Source organism: Vibrio sp. WZ-1 (assembly GCF_052037695.1).
Classification (GTDB): domain Bacteria; phylum Pseudomonadota; class Gammaproteobacteria; order Enterobacterales; family Vibrionaceae; genus Vibrio.
Window position 1 is genome coordinate 377,647 of sequence record NZ_JBQEQR010000085.1, and the last position, 16,080, is coordinate 393,726.

Sequence of the window (16,080 nt, forward strand, 5' to 3'; positions counted from 1 at the left end):
AAGCTTCCCACTTGGGAGGCTTCTTTGCGTTTAGCCGTAATGTGATTTTACCGACGCAATTTTTTGAACATCTAATTAACGGAATTGGTATTACGTAATCAAGGAAATGCAGACGAAAAAAAGCCCAAGCTAAAAAGTGCTTGGGCGGATACAAACATAGGAGTTAATAAGAAAAAGCAGCAATGTAGCAACTAGAAAGAAACAAGTCTGACGGCCAGTAAAACTTAAAATGCCCTAGTTGTTACAGTAATTAAGACCCGGGACATTCCAAACAGTTCCATTTTTTTTAGAAATTTTTTTCGCAAAACAATATTCACTTTAAATTCATCCCCTTAAGTACAGACCTTTATTGTCTGGTCTGACCAATGGTTGAAAGTGTGATGTTAATCATTTGTTAATCTTGAGTTTCGGGGGTATATTTCAAACAGTTGTTTAATACGAGTGATTGAAATGGCACCGAGAAGTACAACAAAAGAGAAAATACTCGATGTAGCAGAAGGACTGTTTGCAGAATACGGTTTCAATGACACATCACTACGAACCATTACTGGCAAAGCAAATGTGAACCTTGCTTCGGTTAACTACCACTTTGGCGATAAAAAGACATTAGTTCGCGCAGTATTAGATCGATACCTAGAGGCTTTAATGCCAAGCATCCAAAGCTCGTTAATTGAGTTAAATACACGCGATGAGTACAACATGGACGAAGTGTTTGAATCACTGCGATTGCCGTTAAGAGCTTTGAATAATGTAAGACCAAATGGAACCGAACTATTTATGCTCCTGATTGGCAGAGGCTACACTGATGTACAAGGTCATTTACGTTGGTTTATCAGTACAAGGTATGACGAGGTACTAAAGCTATTTATGTTCTCGATCAGTAAAGCGAACCCGGAACTGACAGAAGAACAGCTGTTTTGGCGATTACACTTCACGCTTGGCACTTGTGTTTTCACTATGGCATCAAGCCAAGCGTTGACCGAGATTGCCGAAAGTAAGTTTGATAAAGAGGTTGATGCGAAGTCCGTTGTTGACCTACTGATTCCATACTTGTCGGCAGGAATGTCCGCTAAGTAAACCATATAAAATCAATAAAAATATAAGTTAAAGCCGCGAGCGGTAACGTGAACAAAAGGATCTGAACTATGAGCTCTCTACGAAGAAAATGGATTAGTGACCCAGCATTCAAAATGTTTAAGAAAGTATTGCCCCCATTGTCTAGTACCGAAAAAGAAGCAATGGAAGCTGGCAGTGTGTGGTGGGATGCTGAGTTGTTTTCAGGTAAGCCGAACTTTACTACATTGCATCATTACCCGAAGCCTACTCTAACGTCTGAAGAGCAAGCTTTCATGAACAATGAACTAGAGACGTTGCTAGCAATGCTGGATGATCAAAAGATTGTAAAAGACGATCGAGATCTACCACCAGAAGTATGGGAGTTCTTACGCAAGGAGCGTTTCTTCTCACTGATTATTTCAAAAGAGTATGGTGGTCGTGAATTTTCTGCGCTTGCCAATTCAACTATCGTTTCTCGTATTGCAACTCGAAGCATTAGTGTGGCAGTTTCTGTAATGGTGCCAAACTCTCTTGGTCCGGGTGAGTTGCTCTCTCACTACGGTACGCAAGAGCAAAAAGATTACTGGCTGCCGCGCCTAGCGGATGGTACAGACATTCCATGTTTCGCCCTAACAGGCCCCGAGGCGGGCTCTGATGCCGGTGGCATTCCAGACCTAGGCGTGGTGTGCTACGGCAATCACGAAGGTGAAGAGGTACTGGGTGTACGTGTTAGTTGGGATAAACGTTATATCACTCTAGCGCCAGTCGCTACCGTACTTGGCTTAGCATTTAAGCTTCAAGATCCAGACGGTCTACTTGGTGATAAGAAAGATGTTGGCATTACTTGCGCACTGATTCCTGCTGGCCATGAGGGCGTCGAAATTGGTGAGCGTCACGACCCACTAGGTTCTGCATTCATGAACGGTCCAACACGTGGTAACGATGTGTTTATTCCTATGGATTGGTTGATTGGTGGATCCGAGTATGCAGGTAAAGGCTGGCGTATGTTGGTGGAATGTCTATCAGCTGGACGAGGTATTTCCCTTCCTGCATTAGGCACCGCGATTGGTCACCTTACAACACGCACTACGGGTGCTTATGCGTACGTTCGTAAGCAGTTTGGTATGTCGATTGGTAAGTTTGAAGGTGTAGCAGAGGCAATGGGGCGCATCGGTGGTTTAACTTATCTACTAGAAGCGACTCGAACGCTAACCACCACTTCTCTGGATATGAAGGAGAAGCCAGGCATTGTGACAGCGATTGCCAAATACCATATGACTGAAATGGCTCGTACTATTCTGAACGATTCTTTCGATATTCATGCAGGGCGCGCTATTCAAGATGGTCCCATGAACTACCTAGCGAAACATTACGTAGGTATTCCAGTTGCGATTACTGTTGAAGGGGCAAATATTCTTACTCGTAACCTGATGATCTTTGGTCAAGGTGCAACGCGTTGTCACCCATACGTACTGAAAGAGATGGAAGCAGCAGCGAACCCAGATGCAAAAGAAGGTGCAAAAGAGTTTGATGCACTGTTGTTCAAGCACATCAAGCATGCGACGGCTAACACCTTCGGTGCATTTGGTGCTGCGCTAACAGGCTCTCGCTTTGTGAAAGCGCATATGAGTGGTCCAACTCAGCAATATTACAAAGACATCACGCGCTTAAGTCGCGCGCTGGCAGTAAGTGCAGACTTCGCAATGTTAACTTTAGGCGGAGACTTGAAACGTAAAGAGATGATCTCTGCTCGCCTAGGCGATGGCTTAAGCTATTTGTACATGGCGTCAGCGGCGCTTAAAAAGTATGAGGATGAAGGTCGACAGCAAGGTGACCTGAACTTTGTTCACTACGCTGTGCAGCACTGTTTGTACAACGCATCGAAGTCACTAAACGAGGCATATTCTAATTTTCCAGTGAAATACGTAGGTGGTGTTCTTAAAGGCTTATTGTTCCCATTGGGAAATCATTTCAAAGCACCAAGTGATGAACTGTGTGTAAGCCTAGCTGAGGCTATGATGACACCTGGAGCACAACGCGATCGTATGACTCACCTTTGTTACATCGGCCAAGATGAGAATGATAGTGTTGGCCTGATGGAGCATGCATTTTTAGCAATGTATGACGTTAAGCCGCTAGAGCGCAAGCTGATGAAGGCTGCTAAAGATGGCAAAGTAGCGCGCAAAGGCCTACTGCATGATCGTCTGCAACAGGCTTTTGAAGCTGATGTATTAACTGAACAAGAAATTGACCAAATTATGGCAGCAGACAAACTGCGTTACAAAGCGATTCAAGTTGATCACTTTAGCCACGATTTTTCGGAAGTTCGCACCAATAGCCCGAAGAAGTCTCACTTAAATCCTGCAGCATAGACGAAATTTCCTATGCCAGTCCTAAAGCACCTCTTGTGAGGTGCTTTTTTGTCGTAGAATTAATGAAATGAACTGAGGAGTGCTCCAACCACTTGCTATTTCGCTGCATTTTTACAGAAATTAGGTGCGAAGTTGTGTCGAACCTTTTATCCTAACAACGTTTTTTAAAGGAAGTTGAATATGATCATCAAACCTAGAATTCGTGGATTTATCTGTACTACTACGCACCCAGTGGGTTGTGAAGCTAACGTAAAAGAACAAATTGCTTACACCAAAGCACAAGGCCCAATTAAAAACGCACCAAAGCGCGTTCTTGTTGTGGGTGCATCTAGTGGCTACGGTCTATCTTCTCGTATCGCTGCGGCATTTGGTGGCGGTGCTTCAACTATCGGTGTTTTCTTTGAAAAAGAAGGCTCTGAGAAGAAGCCAGGTACAGCAGGTTTTTACAACTCGGTAGCTTTTGAAAAGCTAGCTCGTGAAGAAGGCCTATATGCGAAAAGCCTAAACGGTGATGCTTTCTCAAATGAAGCAAAACAGAAAACAATCGACCTGATCAAAGAAGACCTTGGTCAGGTAGATATGGTGGTTTACTCGCTGGCTTCTCCAGTACGTAAAATGCCAGAAACGGGAGAAGTAATCCGTTCAGCACTTAAACCTATCGGTGAAACATACACATCTACAGCTGTTGATACCAACAAAGATGTGATCATTGAAGCAAGTGTAGAGCCTGCAACTGAGCAAGAAATCCAAGACACAGTAACCGTAATGGGCGGTGAAGACTGGGAACTTTGGATGAATGCATTAGCAGAAGCGGGTGTTCTAGCTGACGGTTGTAAAACTGTAGCATACAGTTACATCGGCACTGAGCTAACATGGCCTATCTACTGGGATGGTGCACTAGGTAAAGCGAAAATGGACCTAGATCGTGCAGCAGCAGCACTTAACGAGAAACTGTCTGCAACTGGCGGTAGCGCAAATGTAGCGGTACTTAAGTCTGTTGTGACTCAAGCGAGTTCTGCAATTCCTGTAATGCCTCTGTACATCGCAATGGTATTTAAGAAAATGCGTGAAGAAGGTGTACACGAAGGTTGTATGGAACAGATTTTCCGTATGTTCAGCCAACGTCTGTACAAAGAAGACGGTAGCGCTCCAGAAGTAGATGAAGTGAACCGTTTACGTCTAGATGATTGGGAACTACGTGAAGACATCCAACAACACTGTCGTGACCTATGGCCACAAATCACGTCTGATAACCTAAAAGAACTGACTGACTACGTTGAGTACAAAGAAGAGTTCTTGAAGCTATTCGGCTTTGGTGTTGACGGTGTGGATTACGAAGCAGACGTGAACCCAGCAGTAGAAACAGATTTTACGCAAATCTAATCGTTTCTTATTGAATTGAAAAAGGCGCTCAACGAGCGCCTTTTTTATGTCCTAAATATTGGCGATGAATAGAGAGCACTTCTTAGTCAGTAATGCTTATTCAAAGGTGTTAACTTAGAATAATTAGGATCGTGCCGGCGAGAGTCATCAAGATGTTGGCTATCGCGTACGTACCAGCATAACCCAATGCCGGGATGGTTGATTTCGCGTATTCGTTTACTACGTCCATCGCAGGAGCACATGTACGAGCGCCGATGATCGCACCAAAGAGCAACGCTCGGTTCATCTTAAGCACATATGCGCCGACTAGGTATGCTAGAACGACAGGTACAACACTGACGATAAACGCCAGACCAATAACCTGAGGACCAACCTGGGTTAAATGTTCAAACATTTTACCACCAGCACTCAAACCGATACCGACCATAAAGAACATCAAACCTAAGTCCTTAACCATGTTCAAGGCTCCTTGTGGTACATAACCAAAAGTAGGGTGGTTAGCACGAAGGAAGCCCAGTGTAATACCAGACAGCAAAAGGCCGACTGCGTTACCAAGGCTGAATGATACTTGGCCAAATGTCATGGTGACCAAACCAAACATAATGCCGAGGATGAAGAAGCTACAAAATGCTAGTAGGTCTGCCATTTGGCTGTGGATTGAGATGAAACCGATTTTCTCAGCAAGGCCATGAACACGGCTCTTCTCACCACTGACTTGCAATACGTCACCTTTTGCTAGGACGATATCCAGATCCATCGGCATTTCTATTTGAGCGCGAACAACACGGTTTAGAAAACAACCGTATTCAGATAGGTTAAGATCCGAAAGGCGTTTACCCGCAATCGCATCGCTTTTTACGACGATCTCTTCTTCTACGATTCGAAGGTCAAGTAGGTTACGGTCGAATACTTCTTTACCGTTACGGAAGCTCGGGTCAAGACGCGCATGGCTATCCGGGAAACCTACTAGTGCAATCTCATCGCCTTCTTGAAGGATTGCATCACCATCTGGGTGGGCAAGAATACCATTACGTCGAATACGTTCGATGTAACAACCTGTTTGACGGTAGATGCCCAATTCTCGTAGGTTCTTACCATCAGTCCAATCAATCAGCTCAGGGCCGACACGGTAAGCTCGAATGATCGGTAGGTACACTTTACGTTGGCTAGAGTTTCCTAATCCACGTTCTTGTGCAATTTGTTGTGCCGAATCAGAAAGGTTTTGTTTTTGTAGTTTAGGCAATAGCTTGGCGAACATGATCATACTGATTAAGCCGACCAAATAGGCCATCGCATAGCCAACAGAAAGATTCTCGATAACTAAAGAAAAATCCATGTTGCGTGGAATAGTTGCAAGACCTGAGTTCAACGCATCTTGTGCGCCAACTAAAACTGGCGTTGCGGTTAGGGCTCCGGCCATCATGCCGGCAGACAGACCAAAGTCCAGCCCGAAGTAATGGCTGCAAAAATAGGTCAAGCTTACAGCAGAGACCAACACAGTCATACTTAAAATGAAGTAGTGCTTCCCGTCTCGGAAAAAGATACCAAAGAAGTTAGGCCCGGCTTCTATCCCCACACAGTATATGAATAGCATAAAGCCAATTGTTAGCGCTTCGGCGTTAAAGGAGAACCCTAAATGGCCCATTATCAGGGATGTGATCAGTACGCCAATTGAGTTACCTAACTGGAGGTTACCAAAGCGAATTTTGCCAATTGCAAGGCCAATCGCCAAAACAACGAAGATTAGGAGAATAGGGTTTTGATCGAGAAGGTGTACGACGTCTATGTTCACGGTGTGGCTCGGTAAAGTGAGTGCCAAATAGAAAGATTATGAAAGGCGAATTGTAACTAAATATAGCAAAAAGATAAGTGAATTTTTTTAGCTTTTTCTATTAGTTGCACTAGGGGTGCTATTGTGGCTTACGAATAAAGAAAAAGCCGCAATATGCGGCTTTAAAAAATCGTTGGTAGATCTTATTCGTCGAATAGACCTAGATGCTCTTTTGCATAAGCTTCGAAGTCATCACAACCACCAATGTGCTCTTGATCGATAAAGATTTGAGGTACCGTTTCTACAGGCTTACCAACGGTTTTTTCTAGATCTGCTTTAGAGATACCTTCCGCATGGATATCAACGTAACGGTAGTTGAAGTCATCACGTTTTGCTTTTAGTGTTTCTGCATGCTCTTTAGCACGAACACAGAAAGGACAAGCTGGGCGACCGAAGATAACTACGAACATAAACTTATTTCTCCTAAAATCTATTCTTGTTGAAAACGAGTCTAGGCTTTATGCCCAAATTCACTTTCGTTGTTTCGATTAACTATGCCCGATCCAGATCCGGAAATAAAGCAGCAATTACCTCTTGTTTCGATAGGCCAAATCTATCGTATAAAAGATAGGCAAGTTTGCTCCCCTGAAATTAAAGTGATTGTCTAAGGTTAAATGGAAGGAGAGATAAATAGCCATTCAATGAATAAAATAGCATGTGAAGTAACGCATAAAAGTCATGTTTTTTGTGTGGTTAATGACGGCAAAGTGCCCTGGGTCAACTTTTTTTTGAACGATAAATAGCAAGCTAAAGGCAGTTGTTTTCGGGAGGAAGAGTATGTTTCAGTTTATGACTGCAACAAGGATCATCTTCGGCGAGGGAGCGCTCCAATCTTCGCTGTCTGTGATTAATCAATTTGGTTATAGCGTCTTGTTAGTAACAGGGAGGGAAAAGCAGCGAGCACAGCCAGTAATTAACTACCTCAAGGCGCAAAATATGCGTTATCAGCATGTTGCTATTGGAGGCGAGCCCAATATTACTATGGTTGAAGAAACGGCGATCATTGGCCGCAAGTTTCAGCCTGATATGGTAATAGCTCTTGGAGGAGGGAGTGTCATTGATATGGGCAAGGCGTTAGCCGCAATCATTCCAAATCAGGGTGACGTTTATGATTACGTCGAAGTGGTGGGAAGAAATGTCCCTTTGAAAACCAAACCTATTCATTTTATTGCTATCCCTACCACGGCCAGTACTGGTTCAGAAGTTACGCGAAATGCAGTTCTTAAATCTGGACAAGATCAAGTCAAAGTAAGCCTAAGAAGCCCTGATATGCTCGCGGATGTCGCGATAGTTGACCCTACGCTAACGTATGGCACAGATCAGTATACCTCCGGACGTGGAGCGATGGATGCGTTCACTCATTTGATGGAAGCCTATGTTTGCGGTGATCCTAATCCATTGACAGACATGGTGTGCGAGGAAGGTCTACGTCGTCTGAGTGATTCTGTTATCGCAGGGTGTAAACAAGATAGTCACAAAGCACGTTCAGACTTATCATTTGCGGCAATGTTGGGTGGTATGGCTATTACCAATGCAAAGTTAGGTGCTGCTCATGGGCTTGCTTCTGCACTAGGGGGTAAGCTTGATGCACCACATAGCGTTATTACAGCAAGGCTCGCTCCCCACGTGATGCAAGAAAACATAAAAGCAGCCCGATTAGCTGGGCGTGGAGATGTTCTTAGCCGGTACCGAAAGCTTGCCCAACTTGTCACTGGTCGGGTTAATGCGAATGAAAACGATGGTGTCTTGTGGGTTAAGATGGTCTTAGACAAACTCGATCTACCACACCTAGGAAAGTTTGGTGTTTGCCAGACTTCGTTTGAGAAAGTCGCGGATGACGCACTAATGTCTATTGCGATAAAGGGCAACCCGCTGCCATTAACCCAGGAGCGGTTGGTTTATATCTTGCGACAAGTTTGTGATTGTAGTGGAGAGTGCAATAAAGCTGCTGAGCAGCACAATAGTTCTGTTGAAGTGCTCGATACAATAGATAGTTTAAGCCGTGTAGATAACTAAACGGTGAATATTTTTAGGGTGATTAAACTGCTCTAGCAATAATAAAGGGAAGCATCGGCTTCCCTTTTCTATGCGTAATGTTTAGTACAGAGAGTTTGTCTAGTACTGAGAGAGCTTGTCGTAACGGCTATCTTTCAAAGCGTCTTTTACACGCTTCAAATTTTCACGAAAACCAGTTCCTCGGCGTAAGGTAAAACCAGTCGCCAGTACATCAATGACCGTCATTTGCACTACGCGACTTGCCATCGGCATGTACACGTCCGTGTCTTCAGGTACATCTAGCGTGATAGCTAATGAACTTGCTTTCTCTAGCGGCGAGTCTTTCGCTGTGATGGCAATCACCGTCGCACCGTTTTCACGAGCAAGGTTCGCAATCTCAACTTGGCTCTTAGTGCGACCTGTATGAGAAATCAAAACGATAACGTCATTGTCGCTGCAGTTAATGCAGCTCATACGTTGCATTACGATGTCTTCGAAACAAGTAATTGGGATATTGAAGCGAATAAACTTGTTTTGAGCGTCACGCGCCACAGAAGAAGAAGCACCTAGACCGAAGAATGAAATGCGCTTCGCTTGAGTCAGAAGATCAACTGCGCGGTTAACTTGCATCGCATCAAGGCTGTTCTTAGCGACATCTAGACACGCCATTGTTGATTCGAAAATCTTATGAGTGTAAGCGTCAGGGCCGTCGTCTTCTTCCACATTACGGTTTACGTAAGGCGTACCGTTAGCAAGGCTTTGTGCAAGGTGAAGCTTAAAATCTGGGAAACCTTTGGTATCCAGACGACGACAGAAACGGTTTACAGTGGGCTCACTTACGTCGGCCATTTTGGCTAACGTTGCAATGCTTGAATGAATCGCAGTTTGTGGTGACGCCATGATTACTTCTGCAACCTTGCGTTCCGACTTACTGAAATTCTCCAGGTTTTTCTGAATTTTTTCTAATGTATTCATAGTGTTCACGAGGGTAAGAGAACAACTCGCTGGCTCTGTTAACGGCAAGAAATACGTCAGTTTCAAATCTGTACTGAGGCGTTAACGAAAACTACCAGCGCCATAAAATTAGTATAAACCCGATCCTCAATCTGGCTAAAACAAATACGGTTACTATTTAGTGAGAATTTGACAAGCCTCAAACAAAATTTTGTAAAAACTACAGAATTGAATGTGGAGGGAAGGGGATTAGCGTCAAGTAGCACAATAATGATGTTTGAGTTACATCAAAAAGAAAGAAAATTTCAGTTAAATGTAACTCAATTGGAGCATTATGGATTCAATACGTTATCGACTAATTCTTGAATCTTTCCGGTAAGAGTCGGAGCTTGCGTCGCAATCTCACGTTGTTCATCGAGTACCGATGAAAGGATGTCCCTGCTTGTCAGAGGGTTCGCAAGAACTACACGAAATACTATGGTATTCATCCGTTGCCATCTTTCGGGGTTCAGTCGAGTCCGAGATACGAATGACTTACCAGTTTCGCGCTGACGTTTCTGAATAAACTGGGTCAGTTGATTGATTAACTCGTTGAGCTTTTCACGCTGAATACCATCTGATTGCTCTAGGGCACGGCGATAACTTTCAGGTAAGTAACGGTAAGTAAGTAGGCACAGCTCTGGTTCGGAAACAAGCTCAAAATCTGGCTGTTCTTTGATTAAATCAGCAAAGTAACGTGCTTTTTCAATACTCTGATCGATCAGTAATTCATAGCCTGGACGGCTAATAATATGCATTGCAGCGTAAACTAACATTGCCATGCCTGAGCGTGAGCCTTCTAAGGTATGACTACCGAGATCTTTTGAACCTTTGCGTAAAATATATTGAGCGTGGTGTTCAATAGATTTCATCGCATCTGGGTCTTTAAATAGAACCATGCCAGCGCCCATAGGGATATAGAGCTGTTTGTGCGCATCTATGGTTACTGAATCTGCTAACTCAACACCGGCTAATAGCCCGCGATAGTGGTTTGACATTAATGTCGCACCGCCCCAAGCCGCGTCGACATGAAAATGACAATCATATTGTTTACATACCCGTGCGATTTCTTCAAGAGGGTCTATCGTGCCTGTTTCAGTTGTACCAGCCACACCAACTACAGCGATTGGTTTTATATTCTGAGCTTCTAGCTCAGCAATTTTCGCTTTCAAGTCAGACGGAACAATACGATTGGCTCCGTCGGTTTTAATTGCGACAAGGCCTTCTTGACCCAAGCCGAGAACATCTGCCGCTTTTTTCAGCGAATAGTGACCACGTTCTGAAACTAAGATAGCTAAACCGTCGTAGCCATAGTGTTTCATCGCTTTGAAGAGACCTTCTTTCTCTACGCCCTTAAATGCGCCGTCAGCTTTCAGTGCTTTATTGCGAGCAACCCAAAGAGCCGTGATATTCGCGATAGTACCACCAGAACAAAACGCCCCAAGAGAGTGCTTCGCGCTGTGCATCCACTTGCGATAAAACTTATCGTCCTGGCCATATATAAGGCGATGCAGCATACCGAGAACTTGACGCTCAAGCGGAGTGAATGCTTTTGATGTTTCAATCTTGACCAAGTTTTGGTTCAGGGCGATCATGATTTTCGACAGCGGCATTAAGAAATACGGCAGCGCTGAAGTCATGTGACCAATAAAGCTAGGTGCAGAGGTATGTACGGAGTGTGAGACAAGCGTATCTAATAAATGCTCTGTATGATCAGAGACGAATTCCGGCTGCTCAGGAATCTGAGCAGAAGAAAAGTCTTTTTCAATTTCACGCAAAGGCTTTTCTTCTGCCACGATATGCTCGCGTAGAAACTGGTTTAGATTTTGAGACAAGCTCTCTTCGATTTTAGTTAACGTTGAGTCTGGCCCTTCAGGAATAGTGAAGATCTTTAACAGGCTCTCAAAGCTAACGTCTGCGGTTTTTTGTTCCTTAACCATGGCAAGAATTATTTGTAATTATATTAGTAAGACGAGCGCAACAATCTAAACCAAAACGGGAGCAAAGTCCCGTTTTAATTGTTGAAAACCAATTTGCTAAAATGAAAAACAGGTGGTGTTTAATCACACTTCTGTTTTTCGATTTTACTAATGGACTGATTGTATTTGTTGAGTGCTGCATCAATTTGTTTTGGATGACTAAGAAGATCTGCAAATGCGGAACGAAGATCATAGTTCTTCTCATGGTTTGCAGACTGTCTGTCAGAAAACGTTTTCTTAGCTGCCTGACCTAGCTCATCGTTTCGTGTCGCAAGCTGTTTAACATCCTGTTGCTCTAGTTTAAGCCACGCTTCCACGGGTTGGCCTGTTGCTACTCTGCTAGGGTCATTTTCCAAAAAATAATGCACGGCTTGTCGGTTTAGCTCGAAGTGATGCTTACGTCCCTCTAAAAACCAATTACTCACCTCATCTAGGTCGGGATATTGAGTCACTGTTAGGTCCACTAAGTCCTGATACCATTGTAGTGAAGCATCGATATATGAATCGTATTTTTCAGTGAGACATTGCTGATCTGCAGCGAAAGTGTAGCCTGAGCAAGAAGCAAGCAAGGCTGCTACGACAAAGCGTTTCATTCTATTTCCTTTTGGGCTGTTGCATTGACCAACTTTTAGTTGGCATACATGCCATGAATTCACATTCTTATCTCAGTTGAGATACTTAGCGGCAAGTATTAGAGTTTTATAATATTTTGCCGCATTGTAATAGATGTTAAAGAAAAAACCTGAGATCTAGCTAGCAAGTGACACAAAGAACAGCATCATGACTGGGACTAATAGGCTGAGAATAAAGCCGCTGACGATTGCGATAGGTACGCAACGGACGCCACCGGTCGTTTGAATCACAGGAAGGGTAAAGTCCATAGCGGTCGCACCCGCATATCCGATGGAAGTACATGGATAGCTTCTGATTAAAAGAGGGATAGCAACAAGGGCGACAAGTTCTCGCATCAGTTCAATTAGGAAAGAGGCGCCGCCAAATACCGGACCAAAAGCATCTCCCATAAGGATTCCTGCTAATGAATACCAACCAAAGCCTGACGACATCGCGAGGGCTTGATAGAGAGGAATATCCAATATAACTCCAGCAATTATGCCACCTAGCATACATGTTATTATTACCAGAGAAGCAATGGCCATCCCTTGCTTATTAAGTAAAATTTGACGCAGAGTAAGCCCGCTATTACGTAACTGGATGCCAATAAAAAACAGAAGAAGGAAAAGAATCCATTCACTTGCGGTATCCACCCATCCGAGCCCAATAGGCAATACTAAACCAGCTAGCAGTCCTGCTCCCACAACTAAGACTAGCTTAACAGACTCCATTGCCATCGATGATAAAGGTAGTGCTTTGTGCTGAGCGTCCGTTTTAAGAGGAAGTAGCTTATCTATAAGTGGAAGAGCAAGAAGGTTACAAGTGCTCAAGCAGACGAAGAATGTGCCGGCATAGAGCAGTATAGATTGTAAGTTACTGCTGAGATTATCAAGCGCTGCAAGGCTAAGCCCCATCAGCGCGAGAATGACGTAGATCAGATGTGACGTAGCGGCATTGATTCTAGTGAGCAACGAAGCTTGCGAAATTGGAATCAAATAGCCAACAACAAGAGGGGCGAATATAAACAACATCCCTGAGAACATAAAACCCTCAATTTCCTAGTAATTATGAAGTAGTAAACTGAGCGTATTGTAGTGTGATATGTCTCTAAAGACCACTTGCGTGAAGCACTTCCTTAATCATATTTTGGAAATCGTCGTCGCTGGTATTACTCAACTCAAACAAGACTTCTGCTCCGGTCAAATTAAACTCAACTTCATGCTCGTCAATCCGTTCATCCTGGCTTCGGAACATAAGAAGGTGATTCGCAATACGAGCAACATCAAGGTAGCTTACCTCTGGGCGGTGCCAGGTCAGTTTTTCATTGGAAGAAACTTCACTAAAATCGTTGTCGAACCCCCACTTCTCCAAAACAAGTTTGCTGGTTGCTGAACAGCGGGTTTGGAAAATTTGAAGAGCGATATCACTGTCAAGGTAGTTTCCACGGTCTAAGTAGAGGTGGTATTCATTGACCAAACAGAACAGGCCAATATCTGCTAGCAGACCGACAAGTAAGGCTTTCTCTTGCTCTAAATAGGCGTAACACTCAGGTTCGTGCTTCTTGAACTGCTGCACGATAAGAACCATTGTCGCACCAAGTTCACGTGACACGGCCGCACTTTTTCTTAGGATTGAATTACATTCACTAGTCAGGTTGACGGAGTGTTTGAGTTGTTCAATTGCTTGTGCGGTAACAATATCACGGACTCGAAGGATACCGAGTCTAGATACTGCTGTGGTCAGATCGTTACAGGTGATGTTACGTCGGTTGAAAATGACAGAGTTGGCAACTCTTAGAACTACGGCGGCTAGTCCAGGATCTTCTATTAAGCAATTAGCAATATCAGAGATCGCGGTATTTTCTTCAGTACAAAGCTGTTGAATCTTCAATACCACATCCGGAATGGGAGGGAGTGATATTTTTCCTGTCGAAATTGATTGCTTAACTAAATGTGAAAAATCGCTTTCAAGAGATTTTATTAGTTTTTCTTTGTTTTGCGGTAGCCAGTAAAATGATAAATGTTCCATAAAGTGCGGTGCTAGAGAGCTTTCGTACAGTGTACCCTCGACTAAAGTCGATTATCAATTGATTGCGTAATTGGTTCGGTGTATTTGGATGCTAAATCACCAACTTGTCGGCTTTTTGTTTTATTAAGTGTCAAAAAAACATCGCTACAAAAAGTGTATTGTGAAACCAATCACGTATTGTGTATTTATACTTTTCTATCTGTGACACAGATCCTAACTTATTTTTCAACGTTAAGTATGATTAGGAAAGTTGGTGAGCACAAATCACAAAATATCGCCAACAAACTGACAATTTTTCGCTATAAGCTGCTGTTTTATCTGGTGACATCGCTAATCGGGGTAATTTATTCAGATTAAGAGGTCAAAGGAAATGACAGACCAAGCTTTTTTTACTTACATAAAAAAATTTAAATCGTTCCAGAAGCGCTCCATGTTCGGTGGTATAGGGCTTTTTAGTGACGATGCCATGTTTGCATTAGTGAGCAACGACTGCTGCTATCTTCGCGGCGGAAAAGAACTAGACCAAATATTTGTCGAATTGGAGTGTGAGAAATACAAACACGTTAAAAAGCAAACAACAGCTACAGTAAATTACTACGATGTTACAGAATTATTTGAATCCCGCGCGCCAGAGTTGGATAAACTCGTCGTTAAATCAATAGCATATTCTGTACAGGAGCGAGAGTTCCAAAAATCTTCTGCCAGCAGAAGGCTACGTGATCTGCCTAATATGCAACTTACGCTTGAGCGAATGGTTAAGAAAGCTGGCATTGATGATGTTGAAACATTCTTAGCGTTAGGGCCTGTAGAAGTTTTCAATAAAGTGCGGGCAGCTTATGGAAGTGATGTGGATGTGAAGTTGCTTTGGAAGTTTGCTGGTGCGGTGGATGGCGTTCACTGGAAACTTATCCAAGAGCCTAGGAAAAAACAGCTGTTGTCTCTTTGTCAATAGTTAGTTATTGATTTTATTGATTTTAAGTGGAGTTAGCGAGTCAATAAATAGATTAGAGCCGCGTCTTGATAAGGATGTTTAAGTACGCAGCCACTTCACTGCAATAGATCAAAAAAGCCGAGGTAGAATTTACCTCGGCTTTGTTATTTATGGCAGAGCGTTAGAACTTGAAACGAGTAGTGAACATAAATTGGTCACCATAGAAATCGTTGATTCTTGCTTCTGCACCGAGAGAGAACAGTTCTGTTGAATGGAAGCGAGCGTAAGCAGAACCCATCCAATCATCGTCGTTATCGATCGATACGTAGCCAACTTTACCACCAACTTCTAGTTGAGGGCCTAACCATTGGCGAACACCTAAGTTCAATTCCATGCCAACATCCGCACTGCTTGAAGATGAAGGTTGAACAACTCGCATCAGCATTGCACCAGTTAAGTCTGCCCAGTTGTTTACTGGAGAGTGGAAGCCGAAACCAGCCGCTGAATCAAAATCACCGTCAAACTCAGAATCGATACGTGCGATAACATGCGCATTTGGGTGGATCGACTTGCTGAAGCCCGCACCAAAAGTAACAGGGCTAGCGCCAATACGCGCTTCGAAATAGTCGTAACTAAAGTTACTCATGGTAGCTGAGCTATCACGATCTTCATAAGCCATTACTTGACTTGATGCTAGCAGAAGTGCTGCTGCTAAAAGTGTTTTACGCATAATCAACGATAAACCTTGTTAGTTGTCATTCCGTTGGTCCAATAAATAATTGAACCTTATCTAGATTGTTCGACATCATAATCAAAACATGGCTCTACGACCAATAAAATTGTGTCGAATATTTGTCATTTTGCTAATAGCTAAGCAAATAAGGTGCCAGTGATATAGTT

Annotated in this window: 13 protein-coding genes; 5 read left to right on the forward strand and 8 right to left on the reverse strand. The window is 43.4% G+C overall.

The annotated features are described in order from the left end of the window. Positions 1–450 precede the first annotated feature (450 nt). The 3 genes from ACTS60_RS22450 to fabV all read left to right on the forward strand — a co-directional run bounded on the left by ACTS60_RS22450 (position 451) and on the right by fabV (position 4,811). Positions 451–1,077, forward strand: coding sequence for a TetR/AcrR family transcriptional regulator (locus ACTS60_RS22450; protein WP_440890046.1), 627 nt, complete (start codon positions 451–453; stop codon positions 1,075–1,077). 68 nt (positions 1,078–1,145) lie between these two features. Next, on the forward strand, positions 1,146–3,428 hold the full coding sequence (locus ACTS60_RS22455) for an acyl-CoA dehydrogenase (RefSeq protein WP_440890047.1): 2,283 nt from the start codon (positions 1,146–1,148) through the stop codon (positions 3,426–3,428). A gap of 180 nt (positions 3,429–3,608) precedes the next feature. Beyond that, a complete protein-coding gene (gene fabV / locus ACTS60_RS22460) occupies positions 3,609–4,811 on the forward strand; it encodes an enoyl-ACP reductase FabV (protein WP_440890048.1) in 1,203 nt (400 codons plus the stop codon). 109 nt (positions 4,812–4,920) lie between these two features. Here the strand turns inward: fabV and ACTS60_RS22465 are convergent, their stop codons facing one another. Both ACTS60_RS22465 and ACTS60_RS22470 read right to left on the reverse strand, forming a co-directional pair. Then, positions 4,921–6,603 (reverse strand): aspartate:alanine antiporter, encoded by a 1,683-nt coding sequence (locus ACTS60_RS22465; protein WP_440890049.1) that lies wholly within the window; start codon positions 6,601–6,603, stop codon positions 4,921–4,923. Between the two features lie 182 nt (positions 6,604–6,785). Further along, positions 6,786–7,052 carry a GrxA family glutaredoxin gene (locus tag ACTS60_RS22470; protein WP_010448562.1) on the reverse strand — a complete coding sequence of 89 codons (267 nt, stop codon included), beginning with the start codon at positions 7,050–7,052 and terminating at the stop codon, positions 6,786–6,788. Between the two features lie 367 nt (positions 7,053–7,419). Between ACTS60_RS22470 and ACTS60_RS22475 the strand changes: the two genes are divergently transcribed. Next, positions 7,420–8,658 carry an iron-containing alcohol dehydrogenase gene (locus ACTS60_RS22475; protein ID WP_440890050.1) on the forward strand — a complete coding sequence of 413 codons (1,239 nt, stop codon included), beginning with the start codon at positions 7,420–7,422 and terminating at the stop codon, positions 8,656–8,658. 99 nt (positions 8,659–8,757) lie between these two features. On the opposite strand, the gene ACTS60_RS22480 is transcribed toward ACTS60_RS22475, so the two are convergent. The 5 genes from ACTS60_RS22480 to ACTS60_RS22500 all read right to left on the reverse strand — a co-directional run bounded on the left by ACTS60_RS22480 (position 8,758) and on the right by ACTS60_RS22500 (position 14,249). Then, positions 8,758–9,612 (reverse strand): MurR/RpiR family transcriptional regulator, encoded by an 855-nt coding sequence (locus ACTS60_RS22480; protein WP_005444542.1) that lies wholly within the window; start codon positions 9,610–9,612, stop codon positions 8,758–8,760. 311 nt (positions 9,613–9,923) lie between these two features. Beyond that, a complete protein-coding gene (panP, locus tag ACTS60_RS22485; RefSeq protein WP_440890051.1) occupies positions 9,924–11,570 on the reverse strand; it encodes a pyridoxal-dependent aspartate 1-decarboxylase PanP in 1,647 nt (548 codons plus the stop codon). A 119-nt stretch (positions 11,571–11,689) separates the two neighbouring features. Beyond that, on the reverse strand, positions 11,690–12,202 hold the full coding sequence (locus ACTS60_RS22490) for a hypothetical protein (RefSeq protein WP_440890052.1): 513 nt from the start codon (positions 12,200–12,202) through the stop codon (positions 11,690–11,692). 156 nt (positions 12,203–12,358) lie between these two features. Then, positions 12,359–13,264, reverse strand: a complete 906-nt coding sequence (locus ACTS60_RS22495; protein WP_440890053.1) for a lysine exporter LysO family protein — start codon at positions 13,262–13,264, stop codon at positions 12,359–12,361. Between the two features lie 64 nt (positions 13,265–13,328). Continuing rightward, on the reverse strand, positions 13,329–14,249 hold the full coding sequence (locus ACTS60_RS22500) for an HDOD domain-containing protein (protein ID WP_440890054.1): 921 nt from the start codon (positions 14,247–14,249) through the stop codon (positions 13,329–13,331). 370 nt (positions 14,250–14,619) lie between these two features. On the opposite strand from ACTS60_RS22500, the gene ACTS60_RS22505 reads away from it, so the two are divergent. Next, on the forward strand, positions 14,620–15,201 hold the full coding sequence (locus ACTS60_RS22505) for a TfoX/Sxy family DNA transformation protein (RefSeq protein ID WP_440890055.1): 582 nt from the start codon (positions 14,620–14,622) through the stop codon (positions 15,199–15,201). Positions 15,202–15,361: 160 nt separating this feature from the next. On the opposite strand, the gene ACTS60_RS22510 is transcribed toward ACTS60_RS22505, so the two are convergent. Beyond that, entirely contained in the window at positions 15,362–15,910 is a 549-nt protein-coding gene (locus ACTS60_RS22510; protein ID WP_088880623.1) for a hypothetical protein, read from the reverse strand. Positions 15,911–16,080: the final 170 nt, after the last annotated feature.